This window comes from Allobosea sp. 05T439, assembly GCF_056396005.1.
The window spans coordinates 60,774-77,970 of sequence record NZ_JBFTKP010000021.1 but is presented as its reverse complement, the minus strand read 5'-3'; the positions used below and the strand labels follow the sequence as shown (position 1 = coordinate 77,970).

The 17,197-nt window shown below is 65.0% G+C and carries 10 protein-coding genes and 1 riboswitch; of the genes, 6 read left to right on the top strand and 4 right to left on the bottom strand.

Annotation, left to right across the window (positions count from 1 at the left end):
* Window positions 1-164: 164 nt before the first annotated feature.
* From AC1DIO_RS22405 to AC1DIO_RS22385, 5 genes are all read left to right on the top strand, one after another.
* Window positions 165-2,435 (top strand): TonB-dependent hemoglobin/transferrin/lactoferrin family receptor, encoded by a 2,271-nt coding sequence (locus AC1DIO_RS22405; RefSeq protein WP_476854095.1) that lies wholly within the window; start codon window positions 165-167, stop codon window positions 2,433-2,435.
* Window positions 2,436-2,552: 117 nt separating this feature from the next.
* Complete coding sequence (locus tag AC1DIO_RS22400; protein WP_441507802.1) at window positions 2,553-3,302, top strand: hypothetical protein; 750 nt, start codon at window positions 2,553-2,555, stop codon at window positions 3,300-3,302.
* Window positions 3,295-4,188, top strand: coding sequence for a ChaN family lipoprotein (locus tag AC1DIO_RS22395; protein WP_476776530.1), 894 nt, complete (start codon window positions 3,295-3,297; stop codon window positions 4,186-4,188). The genes AC1DIO_RS22400 and AC1DIO_RS22395 overlap by 8 nt, the downstream gene beginning before the upstream one ends.
* A complete protein-coding gene (locus AC1DIO_RS22390; RefSeq protein ID WP_476854094.1) occupies window positions 4,185-5,921 on the top strand; it encodes an ABC transporter ATP-binding protein/permease in 1,737 nt (578 codons plus the stop codon). The genes AC1DIO_RS22395 and AC1DIO_RS22390 overlap by 4 nt, the downstream gene beginning before the upstream one ends.
* A gap of 66 nt (window positions 5,922-5,987) precedes the next feature.
* Window positions 5,988-7,844: an ABC transporter ATP-binding protein gene (locus AC1DIO_RS22385; RefSeq protein WP_476776532.1), complete on the top strand. Its 1,857-nt coding sequence runs from the start codon at window positions 5,988-5,990 to the stop codon at window positions 7,842-7,844.
* A gap of 5 nt (window positions 7,845-7,849) precedes the next feature.
* On the opposite strand, the gene AC1DIO_RS22380 is transcribed toward AC1DIO_RS22385, so the two are convergent.
* The 4 genes from AC1DIO_RS22380 to cobF form a co-directional block, all read right to left on the bottom strand.
* Window positions 7,850-9,805, bottom strand: a complete 1,956-nt coding sequence (locus AC1DIO_RS22380; RefSeq protein ID WP_476776533.1) for a MacB family efflux pump subunit — start codon at window positions 9,803-9,805, stop codon at window positions 7,850-7,852.
* A 4-nt stretch (window positions 9,806-9,809) separates the two neighbouring features.
* Window positions 9,810-11,006 (bottom strand): efflux RND transporter periplasmic adaptor subunit, encoded by a 1,197-nt coding sequence (locus AC1DIO_RS22375; protein ID WP_441507807.1) that lies wholly within the window; start codon window positions 11,004-11,006, stop codon window positions 9,810-9,812.
* Window positions 11,003-12,511 carry an efflux transporter outer membrane subunit gene (locus AC1DIO_RS22370; RefSeq protein ID WP_476854093.1) on the bottom strand — a complete coding sequence of 503 codons (1,509 nt, stop codon included), beginning with the start codon at window positions 12,509-12,511 and terminating at the stop codon, window positions 11,003-11,005. Before AC1DIO_RS22370 ends, AC1DIO_RS22375 begins: the two co-directional genes overlap by 4 nt.
* 420 nt (window positions 12,512-12,931) lie before the next feature.
* Window positions 12,932-13,693, bottom strand: coding sequence for a precorrin-6A synthase (deacetylating) (cobF, locus tag AC1DIO_RS22365; RefSeq protein WP_476776536.1), 762 nt, complete (start codon window positions 13,691-13,693; stop codon window positions 12,932-12,934).
* 183 nt (window positions 13,694-13,876) lie between these two features.
* Window positions 13,877-14,078: riboswitch (cobalamin riboswitch) on the top strand.
* A gap of 118 nt (window positions 14,079-14,196) precedes the next feature.
* Between cobF and AC1DIO_RS22360 the strand changes: the two genes are divergently transcribed.
* Entirely contained in the window at window positions 14,197-17,103 is a 2,907-nt protein-coding gene (locus AC1DIO_RS22360; RefSeq protein ID WP_476854092.1) for a ribonucleoside-diphosphate reductase subunit alpha, read from the top strand.
* The last annotated feature ends 94 nt before the right edge of the window (window positions 17,104-17,197 follow it).

Here is a 17,197-nt window from a genome sequence, read left to right as displayed (position 1 = left end):
GGCGATGCGGCGCAAGCAGTTCCCCGCGCAATTGCTAAAGTAGAATAATTAGAATCTATATCTATTATAGATTGCATGTACTTCACTACAAAAGTACATCAGAAAACACTGTGTCAAATTTACAATTGCGAATCCTAGTACCAGCGGACTACATCCACCCGCAAATGGACTGGGATCTTCCAATGAAGAACAAATCAAAACTATATTTTTCAGCCACTTTCCTTTTTACAATCCTTCAAAGCACGATTTGTTACTCTCAAGCGATCGCAGATGGCGGCAGTGCGTCACCGGCGTTCACGCTCGACCAGATTACGGTCACGGCGACACGCGGTGAAAAGCAGGTTCTCGATGTTCCCGGCGTCGTGAACGTTATCTCACGGCAGGAACTCGACGAGCGCATGACGCGCGACATGCAGGACCTCGTCCGCTACCAGCCGGGCGTCAGCGTCAACCGCCTCACCAGCGGCACCGACCCGTTCGGCAACCTCGATGGCTTCACGATCCGGGGGGTCGGCGGCAACCGCGTCCAGATGCAGGTCGATGGATCGCGTGTGATCGAGCGCATCACTGATGGCAATCGCAACTTTGTCGAGATGCCCTTCCTGAAGAGCGTCGAGATCGTGCGTGGCCCGGGCTCCGTGCTCTGGGGCGCCGATGCTCTGGGCGGCATCGTCGCCTATCGTACGCTCGATCCCCAGGACCTGCTGAAAGGCAAGGACAAGCCGTATGCCGTACGTCTCGATGCCGGGTATGACAGTTTCGACCGCTCCTTCACCAAGACCGGCATTGCGGCCTTCAGGCTCACCCCTGCCCTCGAGGCCATTGTCGGCCTGAGCCAGAAGACGGCGGAGGAGGCCAAACTCAGCCGTGCCCGGGCCGATGGCGGCCGCTGGGGCTGCCCCGTGCCGAGCCTGCGCTATCTCGGCTGCGACACGCTGAACCCGCTCGACAGCACGGTTTGGAACGCCTTCGGCAAGATCGTCTTCTCGCCGACGACAGACCATACGTTCAAGCTGACCGGAGAGTATTTCGACAACAGCTCAAAGGTAAATCAGCTCTGGGACTACAATGTCTTGGCGTCTGGTCTCCGCAACGGACCCTATATCCGAGATGAAGTGAAGTCACGCCAGCGCATCGCCTTCGAGCATCAATGGGATGTCGGCACGAGCTTCCTCGACTCGATCCGCTGGCAGGCATCGTTCTCGCCACAGAAGCGTGAGGTCACCAATAATCGCTACCAGACGCAGACCAACAGCCAGCAGCGTTTCACCCGCGGCTTCCTCGACTATTCCGAACAATTCTCCCAGCTCGACATCCAGGCCAAGTCGAGCTTCGCGCTMGGCTCGAGCTTCCACAGGCTGACCTACGGGTTCCAGGGCGACGTCACCAAGACCGATTATGAGCGTCGCGACGACGTCCGGAACATGTCGACCGGCGTCACCACCACGACGATTGCAGGCGGCTTCAACTTCGCCAACGCGACGACGACGCGCTACGATTTCTATCTGCAGGACGAAATCGAATTGCTAAACGGTCGCTGGACGATCACGCCGGGCGTCCGTTACGCCAATTACAAGATCGACCCGAGCATTGGGCCAGGCTACGTCATCGTGCCGGGCAAGGCTCCGCGCGAGATCGACTCGCATAAGCTGATCCCGCAGGTCGGCACGATCTTCAAGCTCGACGAGACCTATTCACTCTATGCCCGCTACGCCCAGGGCTTCAAGATGCCGACCGCGCAGCAGCTCTATACGTCGCTGCCGATGGGCACCCAGAACCTGATCCCGAACCCGGATCTCAAGCCCGAGAGCGTCACGTCCTACGAAGCCGGCATCCGCGGCCGCTTCGACAATGGCTGGTTCTCGGTCGGCGTCTTCCATGCCGATTACAAGGACTTCATTCAGAACTTCGCGCCGATCCTCGGTTCGACCGATCTGACCTATCGCAACCTCTCGAGCGTCAAGATTTCCGGTATCGAGGCATCGGCCGAGTGGAAATTCCACGAGCGCTGGCTCGCCAATGTCGCGTTGAGCTACCAATACGGCACGCAAAAAGCGGATGCTGGCGCATTGACCACGCCGTATAACTCGATCACCCCGTTTACCGCTGTCGCCGGGCTGAAATACCTGATGCCCGAATATGGGCTGGAGGCCGAGGTCATCGGAACCTTGGGGGCGGGCGTCACCCGCGCCAGCGCGCCGACCATCTTCAAGCCGGCGGGCTACACCGTGTTCGATGCCTTCCTGAACTGGAAGCCGACCTCGTACATCACGGTCCGCGGCGGCGTGCAGAACATCTTCGACCGCCGCTATTTCTCGAACGTCTATAATTTCGACAAGGTTCCGGCTTCGGCCGCAGTCGCCGCGACCAACCCGCTCGAACTGCAGACCGCGGCGGGCCGTACCTTCAAGCTCGCAGCCTCGGTTGAGTTCTGAGACGCAGCGGACCTAGCGCCACCCGATTGACGGGCCGCCGCTGTGACAAGCGCGGTTGGTCACGCGACGCTCCGAGCGAGACCCCGGAGCGTCGCATCCWTTCCTTGGAGCCCCCTTATGACAAGCACCACACATCCCCGCGAACTGCTGAAGCAACCCTCGGCCGAAATCCTGGCAAGCCTGCCCGCCATGGGCCGCGTCATGCTGAGCGCACGCTCCGGCGGCGCGACGCATGAGCGCATGGGCGTGGTCGGCACCGTCTCGATCGACGGGACCAGGGCGCGCCTCGCAGGCGAGTTCCACGACAGCACGCTCGATCTTGCGGTCGTGACCCGGCTGGTCGCGGACCGCACCAGCAAGATGCGCGACCGGGTGCTGCCCAGGCTCGAGTGCCAGGACGCCGCCGGCGAGGTGTTGTTCAGCCTGATCGGGCTCGACGGGTTGGAGCTCTTCGACAAGGCGCTTGCCCCATTCGGCGCCGGTGAGGCCCTGGAGCCGGTCGAGCGCGAGAGCGCTGCCGGCGGCGGATCGCCTGATGTGCCCGAGGATGATCTCGGTGCCGCGACCTTCGCCGCGATCCTGCGCAATGGCGTGCCGATCTCGATCGATTTCACGAAACCGGGCCTGGCCCAGCATTGGGGAGGTGCGCTGCCAGAGCCGAAGCCGGCCATGGGCTTCGTCAACATCATGCAGGGCGACTTCCACCTTCACTTGCGCGCTGGTGCGGTCGCAAGCTGGCTGCGGCAGGTCGCCGGATCGGAGGTCGAGCTTGCAGCGCATGATTCCGACGGCCAGCCGTTCGGCCTCGTGCTGCGCGGCCCGGCCGCGGCCTTCGACGGCGTTCCGCTCGGCAATCCCCATGGCTGAACCCTCCCCCACCGCCGGATCCGTGACCCTGGCTCATCGGCGCGCGACCTGGCTCTTGCCCGAGACCGGCGAGGCCATTGCCCAGTACGACCTGATGCGGACGATGGCGCAGAAGCGCGTCGTGCTGCTCGGCGAGAGCCATGACATCGCCGAGATCCATCGCTGGCAGCTCCATGTCACGGCGTTCCTGCATACGCTGCGGCCGCAGATGGCGGTCGGTTTCGAGATGTTCCCACGTCGGCTCCAGCCGGTGCTCGACGCCTGGGTCGAGGGCGAGATGGACACCGCGACCTTCCTGGAGCGGTCGGAATGGGCACAGGTCTGGGGTTTCGATCCCGAGCTCTACCTGCCGCTCTTCCATTTCTGCCGACAGCAGCGCGTGCCGATGCTCGCACTCAACTGCCATCGGCCGCTGGTCACGCGTGTCGGCCAGGTCGGTTGGGATGCGATTCCCATCGAAGAGCGCGATGGCGTGACGCCGCCTGCCCCCGCGACGGAGGGGTACCGGCGCTATCTCGCCGGAATCATGAGCGGTTTCGCCGGGCCAGATCGCCCACGCGCCATGGAGCCGGACCGCTTCGATCGCTTCATTCGAGCCCAGCAGACCTGGGATCGCGCCTTCGCCTGCGGCATCGCCGATCATCTGGCAAAGGCACAAGACAACCCGCTCGTCATCGGTATCATCGGGCGCGGCCATCTCGAATACGGCCATGGCACGCCCTATCAGCTCCGCGATCTCGGCATCGATGATCTGGCTGTGCTGTTGCCGACCGACTGTGCCAGCCATGACCAGGAAAGCCTGAAAGGCATTGGCGACGCGATCTTCAGGCTCGACACGCCGGAACCGCCCTCGCCGCGACGCAGTTCGCCCAGGGCCTCTTCGTGACCAGGATCATCTCGCAGATCACGCTGTTGACCCGGCTCTGCATCAGCGGGCCGGGCGGGCGGGCCGGATTGGTCTATTTCGCGCTCGTGCTCGGGCTCGGCTTGGCCGGGGTTCAGGTTTCTGTCCGCCTGATCGCCTGGACGGCGGATTTCTACAACGCGCTGCAGAAGCTCGATGTCGATGCGACACTGCGCCAGATCGCGGTGTTCTTCGGGCTGATCGCCATCAGCGTGAGCCTGTTCCTGAGTGGCAGCTACCTGCGCAAGATGCTGCAGATCCGCTGGCGCCGCTCGCTGACCGAAGCCGCGCTCGACCGCTGGCTCTCCAACAAGGCCTATTGGCATCTGCGCGACCGCACGGATAACGGCCTCGACAACCCGGACCAGCGCATCGCCGAAGACTGCCGCATCTTTGTCGACAAGCTCACCGGAGAGGCGATCGAGCTCATCACCAACATCGTCGCGCTGGTCTCCTTCTTCGCGATCCTGTGGTCGCTCTCGACCTTTGCCCTCGCCTTCACGGTTGGAGGCATCGCGATCGAGATCCCGCGCTACATGGTCTGGGCTGCGCCGCTCTACGTCGCGATCTCGAGCGGCCTGACGCATTGGCTCGGCAAGCCGTTGAAATCCCTCGCCTTCGAGCAGCAGCGCCGCGAGGCCGATTTCCGCTTCGCATTGACGCGGCTGCGCGAGCATGTCGAGGCCGTCGCTCTGGCGAATGGCGAGGCGGCCGAACGGCGCCTGCTCTCGGAGCGCTTCGGCGCGATCATCCAGAACTGGCGCGGCCTCGCCAATCGCGAGTTGATCCTCGGCTGCTTCACCAGGCCCTATATGCAGACGGTCCTGCGCATCCCGCTCTTCCTGGCGTTGCCGGCCTTCCTGGCCGGGCGCGTCACCTTCGGCGGTTTGATGCAGATCGGCTCGGCCTTCCAGAACGTCGTGACCACGCTTTCCTGGTTCATCTTCTCCTATCGCGATCTTGCCGAGCTCGCGGCATCGGCCAGCCGCCTGAGTTATTTCCTCGGAGCAGCCGAGGACAACGTGGACGCGCCGCGGCCAGCGCTCGTCACGGGACAGGAGAACCGGATCCTGCTGCAGGATGTCGCCCTCCGCGTCCCCGACGGCCGCGCCCTCGAGCCCCTCCCCGAGATCAGGCTTGAAGCAGGCGGGACGTATTGGATTTCAGCGCCCTCCGGGCATGGCAAGAGCGCCCTGGTGAAGGCCCTTGCCGGGTTGTGGCGGCATGGCACGGGGCAAATCGAACGGCCGGATGCCAAAATGGTCTTMCTGCCGCAGCAGCCCTACCTGCCCCTCGGCGGGCTGCGGGGAGCATTGGCCTATCCCGCCTCCCCTGAGACCCATCGGGCCGAGGACTATGAGCGAGCCCTGGAGGCCGTCGGCATGGTCCAGTTGTGGGAAATCGACGAGCCKACCTGGAACGACGCGCGCCGCGGCCTGTCCGGCGGCGAGCGCCAGCGGCTGGCGCTTGCCCGTATCCATCTCCAGAAGCCGGACTGGATCGTGCTCGACGAGGCGACCAGTGCGCTCGACCCGGCAGCCGAACGCGATCTGCTCGCGACCTTGCGCCAGGACTTGCCGCTGGCGACGTTCATCCTGATCGCGCACCGGCCGCCCTTGGGCCTGGACGACCATCGCGCAATCCACCTGTCGAGACGCGACGGCTCTTGTGCCGGAGCCTCTGACGAGCGCCGCGGCGAGCTTGCAGAGGCTTAGAATGTCCCGAAGCTGCCATCCTTGCTGCTGCGGTCCGATCGTTGCGGCTCCATCAGAGTTCGTCAGATGACCGCCGCCTCGTTCTCCGCTGGGCCAGCGCTACGCCAGCGTTTCCGGACCTTGGCCCTGCTGCCCCGGCTGCTGCACTCGTTCTGGCAGACGAGTCCCGCGCTGTCGGCCACGATCATCGTCTTGCGCCTGCTGCGCGCCGCTCAGCCGCCGCTCGTGCTCTTCATCGGCAAGCTGATCGTCGACGAGATCATCCTCCAGACCGCCTCACCAGCTCCTGGACCGACGCTGGCGGACTGGGTGGACAGCGGGCGCCTGAGCGCGGTCGCCGGCTGGCTCTTGCTCGAGTTTCTGCTCGTCGCGGCGGCAAATGCGCTCGCGCGCATCGGAGCCTTCGTGGAAAGGGTCCTGACCGAGCGCCATGATAATGCGCTCGGTGTCGCGCTCATCAAGCAGGTGGCGAGCCTGGATCTGCGCGACATCGAGGCCAGCTCTGCGCAGGACAGGCTGCAGCGGGCCCGCACCCAGCGCTTCATGGGTAACCAGCTGCTGACCTCCCTGCTGAGCCAGGCTCAGGATTTCGTCTCGCTCATCCTGTTTGTCATCGGCCTGTTCTCCTATGCGCCCCTGCTGATCATTCTGCTGTTGCTCGCACTCCTGCCAACGCTCGCCGGTGAAGCGCATTTCAATGCAAAGGGTTATGGGCTGAACGTCTCGGTCACGTCCGAGCGCCGGCAAATGGATTACATCCAGATCGTCGGTTCAGCGGCCGAATCCGCCAAGGAGATGAAGCTGTTCGGGCTCGGCGCCTACCTGGCGGGCCGCTTTGCCGAACTCGCCGACAAGGTCCATCGTGGCAATCGCGATCTCGCGGCTCGGCGTACGCTCTGGGGCAGTCTGTTTGGGGCAATCGCCTCGTTGGCCTATTACGCTGCCTATGCCGTCATCGCCTGGCGCGCCCTGAAGGGTGAACTCGGCATCGGCGATCTCACCTTTCTCGCCGGCTCGTTGCTGCGGCTGAACGGCCTGTTCGAGCGGCTGATCCTCGGCCTGACCCAGATCACGTCGCTGACCCAGTATCTCGATGATTTCTTCTCGTTCATGGATCTCCGCTCGACGATGGTCGCCCCACCGAATCCAAGACCATTTCCGGTGCCGATGCGGCAGGGTATCGTCTTCGACAAGGTCGGATTCCGTTATCCCGGCAAGGATGCCTGGGCGCTGCGCGATCTCAGTTTCTCCATTACCGTCGGCGAGACACTTGCTCTCGTCGGTGAAAACGGGGCCGGTAAGACCACGATCGTCAAGCTGCTGACCAGGCTCTACGAGCCGGACGAGGGCCGCATCCTCGTCGACGGCATCGACATCCGCGATATCGGCATCGCCGACCTGCAGCACCAGATCGGCGCCATCTTCCAGGATTTCGTGCGCTATCACATGACCGCCGCAGAGAATATCGGCATTGGGCGGGTCGGCTGCCTCAGCGATCGTCCGCGGGTCATCGACGCCGCGCAGAAGAGCCTCGCCCATCCGCTGATCGAGACGCTGCCGGAGGGCTACGAGCAGATGCTGGGCCGCGTCTTTGCGCGGGGGCTCGATCTCTCGGGGGGCGAATGGCAGAAGATCGCGATTGCCAGAGCCTATTTCCGCGACGCAGCGATCCTGGTTCTCGACGAGCCGACCGCAGCGCTGGATGCCCGCGCTGAAGCGGAGATCTTCGAACGCTTCCGCAATCTGAGCGAGGCGAAGACCGCATTGCTGATCTCGCACCGCTTCGCGACCGTCCGGATGGCCGACCGCATCCTGGTGCTGGAGAATGGCGCCATCCTCGAAAGCGGCAGCCATGAGGAGCTCATCGCGCTGCACGGGCGCTACGCCGAGCTGTTCGCGTTGCAGGCCGCAGGCTTCCAGTAAGAGCCTCAGGCGCCTCGGGCCAGGGCCTCGACCGGGTCGAGACCCGCGGCATTGCGCGCCGGCAGGAATCCGAAGCCGACACCGATCAGCGTCGAGCAGGCAATCGCTGCCGCGAAGGCCTCGGCCGAGTAGATGAAGCGAACCGGCGAGCCGGAGAGCGCGAATCCCCAGCCGATGGAGAGCGCCAGAGCGATACCGAGCACGCCCCCGATGAAGCAGACCAGAGAGGCCTCGATCAGGAACTGCTGGAGGATGTCGCCGCGGCGCGCGCCCACGGCCATGCGCAGGCCGATCTCGCCGGTGCGCTCGATCACCGAGACCAGCATGATATTCATCACGCCGATACCGCCGACGAGCAGGGAGATCACGGCGATCGAGGCGATCAGCAGCGCGAAGGTCGCGTTGTTGCTGGTGATCGCCTGACGGATTGCGTCATTGTTCCGGATAAAGAAATCCTCGGCGCGGTGGCGATGCGTCAACAACTCGGTGACGGCGCTCTGCGCCGACTCCATCGGTGTGTCGTCATTGACGCGCAGGATGATGCTGCGCAGCGAGAGATCCCCGAGGAAACGGCCCTGGACGGTGGTGTAAGGCAGGTAGACCTGCGGGTTCAGGCTGGCGCCGAAGCCGCTCTGCTGGGGCCGCATCACTCCGATCACGCGGGCAGGGACCGAGCCGATCAGGATGACGCTGCCGATCGGGTCCTGGCCGGTCCGCGCGAACAGGGCACTGACAGTGTTCTGGTCGATGACCACATCCTGCGAGAGCCGCCGGACGTCGTCCGCGTCGAAGAGCCGGCCCTGGGCCAGGACGCCGCCCGTGACCGCGAAATACTGCTCGCCGACGCCCATGACCAATCCCGATGCCTCGGCGGAGCCGAAACGCAGCGTGGCATTCGTCGACACGGTCGGTGTGACGCCTTCGGCATAGGGCTGACTTGCGAGGATATGGGCATCGGCGACTGTCAGGGTCTTGATCTGGCCCGAGCGGCGGTCGCCGATCGTGGCTCCGGGGTAGATCTCGAGAGTGTTGGTGCCGAGCCCGGCGATATTGGCGAGAACCTGCTGGCGCGAGCCCTCCCCCAGCGCCACCACGCTGACGACAGAGGCGATGCCGATGACGATGCCGAGCATGGTCAGCGCGGAGCGCAGCTTATGGGCGCGCATCGACAGGAGGGCCATGCCGAAGGCCTCGCGCAGCCGGCCGAACGCGGCCCGCCACGAGCCACCCCGCGGCACGTCCAGCACCGGGTTCGCCTTGGAAACGAGCGTCGGGCGGGTCCTCCGATCGGAGATGATCCGGCCGTCGCTAAGCTCGATAATGCGGTCGGCTCGGGCCGCGACGTTCATGTCATGAGTGACAAGAATGATCGTGTGGCCCTCGCGGCCGAGTTCCTCGAGCAGGGTCAGCATCTCCTCGCCGCTCTTGCGGTCGAGTGCGCCGGTCGGCTCGTCTGCAAGGATGACCCGGGCCCCGTTCATCAGGGCCCGCGCGATCGAAACCCGCTGCTGCTGGCCGCCCGACATCTCGGCCGGGCGATGCGTCTTCCGGGCCCCGAGGCCGAGCCGGTCGAGCAAGGCGGCTGCCCGATTGCGCCGCGGCTCGGCGGCAACCCCTGCGTAGATCGCCGGCACCTCGACATTGGCGAGCGCGGTCAGTTCCGACAGCAGATGATAGCGCTGAAAGACGAAGCCGAAATATTCACGCCGCAGCCGTGCCAGCTCGTCCGGCCCGAGATCGCGCGTCGGGCGGCCGTCAATCGCGTAGACACCGCCGGTCGGCCGGTCGAGGCAGCCGATGATATTCATCAGGGTGGATTTGCCCGAGCCCGACGGTCCGACGATCGCAACCATCTCGCCGGCCTCGATGGTCAACTCGGCCCCGTCAAGCGCCGCAATCGCCGCTTCGCCTGCGCCAAAATCGCGCCGGACCCCACTCAGCCTGATCAGCGGCACGCCCATGCGGTCAGAACCCGAGCGGGCCACGCATGCGGCGGGCCGCTGCGGGGGAGCCCGTGTGCGCGATGACGACACGCTCGCCCGCCTTCAGCCCGGAAGAGATTTCCGCGACGATCTTGTTGTCTAGCCCAACCGTGACCTTGCGCGGCGCGGGCTTGCCATCGTCCCCGACGACATCGAGCCAGGGCTCTCCGCCCCGGCGCCTGATCGCCGTGGACGGCACGGTGACGACGCCCCGCATCCGCCCGACGACCACCGTTACCTGGACCGTCATCGAGGTCAGCAGCCTTCCGTCGGAGTTGGGCACCTCGAACAGCGCGTTGTAGTAGATCGCCGAGGAAGTCGAGGAGGCGTTCGTGCTCGAAGAGGCCGAGGCGCTGCTCGTATTCTGCGTCTTCAGCGTATCAGGCGCCGGTTCGACAAAGGCGATCCTGCCAGGGAAGCGCCGATCGGGCGCGCCGAGAACGCTGAACAGGGCCTCTTGGCCGGCCTTGACCCTGAGCACGTCTGCTTCCGAGATCTTGGCCTTGACCGTCATGGTCGAAACGTCGCCAAGCACGATGATGGTCGGCGCGGATTGCGCCGCGTTCACCGTCTGGCCTTCCTGCGTCACGATGGCCAGTGCGGTGCCCGCCGCCGGAGCTGTGATGCGGGTATAGCCGAGCTTGGCGCGGGCAGTCTCGACCTTGACGCCGCCGGAAATGATCTGGGCGTCGAGCGCCGCGATCTGGGCGCGGGTCGTGCGCACCGTCATCTCGGCCGATTCGTAATTGTCGCGGGAGACCGCGTTCTGGCCGAGCATCTGCTTCTGACGGGCAAGCACGGATTCGGCATAGGCGAGGCTGGCCAGGCGCTCCTCGCGCTGCGCCTGCAGCACGGCGAGCTCGGCCTCGGCCGAGCGCAGTTCATTCTGCTGGGTGACGCCATCGATCTCGGCGATCAGGTCGCCCTCGCTCACGTTCTGGCCCAGGGCCACCTTAAGCGAGATCAGCCGGCCGGAGACCTGCGCGCCGACGCTCACCTGCCGGATCGGCTCCAGCGCGCCGCTGGCCAGCACGACCTCTTCGACATCGCCCATCGTGGCGGCGACCGTCGGCAGTTGAATCGCGGCCGGCTGCGGCGCCTGCTGCGAGCGCAGGGCATAGCCACCCGCCCCCAGCATGCCCAGGACAAGCAGCAGCATGAAGGCACGGCGCGACGTCATGGGCTCGGGACCTCCAGGGAGACAGCACGCAGGCGGGGCCCCTGCGGCGGATCCTCGACGCGCGGGCGGGAGACCTCGACCGGCCGGAGCCAGCCACCGCCAAGCGCCTTGTTGAGGGCGATGAACCGGGTCGCCAGCGCGATCTGGCTCTGAATCCGCGAATCCTCGGAGCTATACTGCGAGCGCTGCGCATCAAGCACGTCGAGGAAGCTGGCGCCGCCCGACTGGTAGAGCGCCTGGGACAGCTGCGCCGCCTGACCGGAAGCCGCAGCCGCCGTCGACAGGCTGGCCAGCCGCAGTCGCTCCTGCCGCAATCCAACCAGTGCGTCCTCGACATCCTGCAGGGCGCTCAGCACAGCGAGCCGAAGCGCCGCATCCGACTGGTCGCGCCGGGCGCGCGCCACATCGACCGCGGCCGCGAGTTCGCCCCCATTGAAGATCGGCACGCTCAGCGATGGGCCGATCGACCAGCCGATCGCGCTGTTCTTCGCGAGGTCGCCGAGCTTCAGCGCCGAGGTCGAGATATTGCCGGTCAGGCTCACGGAAGGGTAGCGAACCGCCTCGGCCTGGCCGATCCGTGCCGTTGCCTGGGCGAGACTGCGCTCGGCCCGCCGGACATCCGGCCGGTTGCGCAGCACGTCCGCCGGGACGCCGGCTTGCGGTGGCGCGGGCGTCGCCGGCACCTTCGCAGCGCCGGTCAAGCGCGAGCCCATAGCGGATGGCGGGCGGCCAACCAGCACCGCGATACGGTGCTGGGTCTGCGACAGCGCGGTTTCAAGGGCCGGAATCTGCGCCTCGGTGCTCGCGACCTGCGCCACCGCCCTCGCCGTATCGACCGCCGAGACATCGCCGGCCTGGAAGCGGACCCGCGTCAGTGCCTCGGTCACCCGCTGGGTTTCGACCGTCCGCTTGGCAAGCACAATGCGCGCCTGGTAGCCGCGCGCCTCGATGACAGCCGAAGCGACATCCCCAATGAGCGTCAGCAGTACTCCGTCGAGATCATCGTCGGCGGCATCGACGCCATAGGTCGCGGCTTCGACGGCGCGGTCGCGCCCGCCGAAGATGTCGAGCTCCCAGGAGGTGTCGAAGCCCGCGCGCAAGCTGTTGCTCATGCCGCTGCCGCCCCCTGAATCGGAGCTTGTGGCGTAACGCGAACGCGTTGCCGATGCTGAACCATTGACCTGAGGAAACAGCGGCGCGATCGCCTGGACCCGGCTCGCTCGCGCTTCGCGAATCCGCGCCTTCGCCTGGGCGACATCGAGATTGCCTGCAACCGCTTCGGTCACGAGCCCATCCAGCACAGGATCCTTGAATTGCCGCCACCACTCCGACCGAGCGGGAGGCCGCGCAGCCGAAGCGGCGCCATTCCATTGGGTGGGCAGATCCTGCGTCGGCGCGACGTAGTCGGGGCCGACCGAGCAGGCGCCAAGGCAGAGCAGAACAGGCAGCGCGAGCAGCCTCGTCCAATCCGATATCAGCCTGTCGCGAGAGTGCATCCCGTCCATGTCCGCCGCATTGGCGACCTTTCCATTCCAGGCGGAAAGAGCGCAGATCGGCGGTCATAGGCGCCGTATTTCAGAATGATTCCAAAGACGAAGATCCCGCGGAGTGCCGATCTCTGGCTATCTTGAACGCCTACAAAGCGGCCTCGCGAATTGCAAGGCGCCAGCCCCGCGAAAGCGGTTCATCGACGTCTGAGCCAGGACCAACTCGGGCTGATCCGGCAGCCAGCGCGACCGCGATACCATCCGCCGCGCTCTCGACGGCTGAGATCGGCCATCGGGTGGTCCGGCGCAATGGCTCTCCTTCTTCGCTCCGGGCAAACAACCCGGCGAACCGCGACAGTGACACGATGGAGCAATCCACCCGACGGGGCCAATCGAAGACATAAGGACCCTTTTGTCGTCATGCGCGGATTGCGCCGTTCAGTCCTCGTCGCGTCTCCGAAGCAGATAGGTATCCATGATCCAGCCCTTTTCCTCTCGCGCTTCGCGCCGGATGCGCTCGATATCGCCCATCACCTCCGAGAGCTTTCCGGCGATCAGAATCTCGTCCTTGGTGCCGAGATAGGCGCCCCAATAGATATCGAGATCTTCACCCGCGACACTCTTGAAGGCCTGGTCCCCGTCGAGCATGACGACCACACTATCGAGGTTATTGGGAAAGCCTTCCGCCAGTTTGCGTCCCGTGGTGATCAGCACGGGCTCGCCAATCCGGTTGAGGGCGACCCGGTGTCGCGCCGCAAGGGCCTGCACGCTGCTGATGCCCGGGATCACATCGTATTCGAGAGCGAAGCCCCTGGCGCGAATATGCTCGACGATCCGCAGCGTGCTGTCATAGAGCGTCGGATCACCCCAGACGAGGAAGGCTCCGCATTCACCGTCCCCGAGTTCTTCCGTGAACAGGCCCTCGTAGTCATGGGCAATACGCGCATGCCACTCGTCGACGCTGCCACGGTAATTCGTTCCGGCGGGRGCACGCTCCGGGATCGGCACCGGAACCAGGCGATAATCCGATCGTTCGATGAAGCGCTCGCAGATGTCCTTCCGCAGCCGTCCGAGCGCGGCCTTTTCTGTCCCCTTGTCGGGAATGAAGAAGACGTCGGCCTGGTTGAGGGCGTTGATCGCCTGGACCGTGACATAGTCGGGATTGCCGGCACCAATTCCGATGATCAGGATCTTGCGCATTCGGCCTCCAAGTCGGGGCTCAGATGGCCCACCGTTCGGCAGCCATAGCACGTGGGGCGACAGCGCGAGCAGCTGCGCCATGACGCCCTCGAGGCCGATCGCCGCATAGTTCGACCACTCCCCGCTCTTCACAGGCCAACGAATAGGCCGTGGCAAGCTGTTGACAGAATTGTCGCGATAGCCACTAGATATGGTGGTCACGGTCTCTCGAGTCGCAAGATCGAGAGCTAAGAGGGAAGCCGGTGCGAAACCGGCGCTGCCCCCGCAACTGTCAGCGGCGAGTACTTGTCCAGACTATCAGTCACTGAGGCCGCCAGGCCTTGGGAAGACGGGACAAGAGCGATGACCCGCGAGCCAGGAGACCTGCCGCGACAGCAGAATCGTCCTCGGGCGGGGTGTCCCGGTGGATCGCTTGGTCATGTCTGCGGGCGCTCGTCGCTGCGACATTCTCCGTTGCGACTCCGCCTGGCCTTTGCCCCCTACAGATTGGGGTTTGAAAGCCGATGTCCCTCGCGACCGATACCATCCGCCCTGAGACGTTCAGCCCGATCGCGTCGCAAGGCAGCGATGCGCGATCGACCGCGGAACCGGGCTACCAGGTGATCCGCCGCAACGGCAGCGTCACCCCGTTCGACGCCTCCAAGATCAGCGTCGCTCTGACCAAGGCCTTTCTGGCGGTCGAGGGCAGCAGCGCCGCTGCCTCGCGCCGAATCCACGACATCGTCGCGGAGTTGACCCAGCAGATCGTCGCCGGGCTGACGCGGCGCGCCGATGCCGGCCGTACCTTCCATATCGAGGATGTGCAGGATCAGGTCGAACTCGCGCTGATGCGCAGCGAACACCACAAGGTCGCCCGCGCCTATGTGCTCTACCGCGAGGAACGAGCCCAGGAACGGGCCCGCGCCAAGGCGGAAGCGAAGCCTGTGGTCGCCTCCGCGCCGGTGCTGCGCATGAAGGCAGCCGACGGCGCGCTCGTGCCGCTCGATGGGGCTCGCCTCGCCACGGTCATTCGCGAAGCCTGCGCCGGGCTCGACGGCGTCTCGGCTGAAGCCGTGCTGAGCGAAGCGCAGCGCAACCTCTATGACGGCATCAGTCAGGATGAGCTGGCGCAGGCGCCGATCCTGGCTGCGCGCACCCTGGTCGAGACCGAACCGAACTATTCCAAGGTCTCGGCTCGCCTCCTGCTCGACAAGCTCCGCCGCGAGGCGCTGAGCTTCGTCTCCGGTCGTCCGGAACAGGCGACTCAGGCAGAAATGTCAGTACGTTACGGCGACTATCTCCACGTCTATGTGAAGACCGGCATCGCCAACGAGCTGCTCGATCCCGAGCTTGGACGCTTCGATCTCGCCCGCCTTGCGGCTGCGCTCAAGCCGGAGCGCGACCTCCAGTTCGATTATCTCGGCTTCCAGACGCTCTATGACCGCTATTTCCTGCATGTCCGAGGCAATCGCTTCGAGCTGCCGCAGGCCTTCTTCATGCGTGTCGCGATGGGTTTGGCGATCCGCGAGATCGACCGCGAGGCCCGGGCGATCGCCTTCTACGACCTGCTCTCCTCCTTCGACTTCATGGCCTCGACGCCGACCCTGTTCAACGCAGGAACCCTCAGGCCGCAGCTCTCCTCCTGCTTCCTGACCACGGTGCCGGACGATCTCGACGGCATCTTCAAAGCGGTGAAGGACAACGCCCTGCTGGCCAAATATTCCGGCGGGCTGGGCAATGACTGGACGCCTGTGCGTGGCCTTGGCGCTCATATCAAGGGCACCAATGGCGAGAGCCAGGGCATCGTGCCGTTCCTCAAGGTCGCCAACGACACCGCGATCGCCGTCAACCAGGGTGGCAAGCGCAAGGGCGCGGTCTGCGCCTATCTCGAAACCTGGCATGTCGACATCGAGGAGTTCCTCGATCTGCGTAAGAACACCGGCGACGACCGCCGCCGTACCCATGACATGAACACGGCGAACTGGATCCCCGACCTGTTCATGCAGCGCGTCGCCGCCGGAGGCCAGTGGACGCTGTTCTCGCCCGACGAGACGCCCGACCTTCACGATCTCTACGGCAAGCCGTTCAAGGCGGCCTATGAGGCCTATGAAGCCAAGGCCGAGCGCGGTGAGATCAAGGTGTTCAAGCGCCTCAACGCGCTCGATCTCTGGCGCAAGATGCTGACCATGCTGTTCGAAACCGGCCATCCCTGGATGACCTTCAAGGATGCCTGCAACCTGCGCTCGCCGCAGCAGCATGCCGGCGTGGTGCATTCCTCGAACCTGTGCACCGAGATCACGCTGAACACCTCGGCCGACGAGGTCGCCGTCTGCAATCTGGGCTCGATCAACCTCGCAGCCCATGTGACGGCGGGCGGGCTCGACCGGGCCAGGCTCGGCAAGACGGTCGCGACCGCGATGCGGATGCTCGACAACGTCATCGACATCAATTTCTACACGATCCCCGAGGCACGCCGCTCGAACCTGCGCCACCGCCCGGTCGGCCTCGGCATCATGGGCTTCCAGGATGCGCTGCAGACCTTGCGCCTGCCCGCGGCGTCCGAGGGTGCCGTAGCCTTCGCCGACACCTCGATGGAGGCGATCAGCTGGTTTGCGATCTCGGCCTCGGTCGATCTTGCCGCCGAGCGCGGTCGCTACCCGAGCTTCGAAGGCTCGCTCTGGTCGAAGGGCATCCTGCCGATCGACTCGCTCGACATCCTCTCGGAGGCCCGCGACGGCGATGTCGAGCTCGATCGTTCGACGACGCTGGACTGGGACAGCCTGCGCGAGCGGGTGAAGACCACCGGCATGCGCAACTCGAACTGCATGGCGATCGCCCCTACCGCAACGATCTCCAACATCGTCGGTGTCTCGCAGTCGATCGAGCCGTCCTATAGCCAGCTCTACGTCAAGGCGAACATGTCGGGCGACTTCACGGTCGTGAATGCCGACCTCGTCCGCGATCTCAAGGCGCGCGATCTCTGGGACGAGGTCATGGTCTCGGACCTGAAATACTACGACGGAAAGGTCAGTCAGATCGACCGCGTCCCCGACGATCTCAAGGCGCTCTACGCAACCTCCTTCGAGATCGAGACAAGCTGGCTGATCCGCGCCGCCGCACGCCGTCAGAAATGGATCGACCAGGGCCAGTCGCTCAATCTCTACATGGCGCAGCCTTCCGGCAGGAAGCTCGACGAGGCCTATCGCCTCGCCTGGCGGCTCGGCCTGAAGACGACCTATTACCTGCGCGCGCTCTCGGCGACCCATGTCGAGAAGTCGACGCTGAAGGGCACTGACGGCAAGCTCAACGCGGTGTMGGCAACGGTCCCCGTCGCGTCCAAGCCGATCCTCGTCGACATCCCGCTCGACAATGGCATGGCCGTGCCGAACGCCTGCTCGATCGACGATCCGACCTGCGAAGCCTGCCAGTGAGGCAGCGGCGGCATCCACGCTCGCCTTCGCGGCGCGCATGGATGCCCGGCCCTGCCCGATAGCGAACGATACGGACGGCCGGGGCAGACCCGGC

Bases quoted from the DNA above. Each gene is read 5' to 3' on its own strand.
- AC1DIO_RS22400 (WP_441507802.1), top strand. From the start codon at position 2,553: ATGACAAGCACCACACATCCCCGCGAACTGCTGAAGCAACCCTCGGCC.
- AC1DIO_RS22395 (WP_476776530.1), top strand. From the start codon at position 3,295: ATGGCTGAACCCTCCCCCACCGCCGGATCCGTGACCCTGGCTCATCGG.
- AC1DIO_RS22385 (WP_476776532.1), top strand. From the start codon at position 5,988: ATGACCGCCGCCTCGTTCTCCGCTGGGCCAGCGCTACGCCAGCGTTTC.
- AC1DIO_RS22380 (WP_476776533.1), bottom strand. From the start codon at position 9,805: ATGGGCGTGCCGCTGATCAGGCTGAGTGGGGTCCGGCGCGATTTTGGC.
- AC1DIO_RS22375 (WP_441507807.1), bottom strand. From the start codon at position 11,006: ATGACGTCGCGCCGTGCCTTCATGCTGCTGCTTGTCCTGGGCATGCTG.
- AC1DIO_RS22370 (WP_476854093.1), bottom strand. From the start codon at position 12,511: ATGGACGGGATGCACTCTCGCGACAGGCTGATATCGGATTGGACGAGG.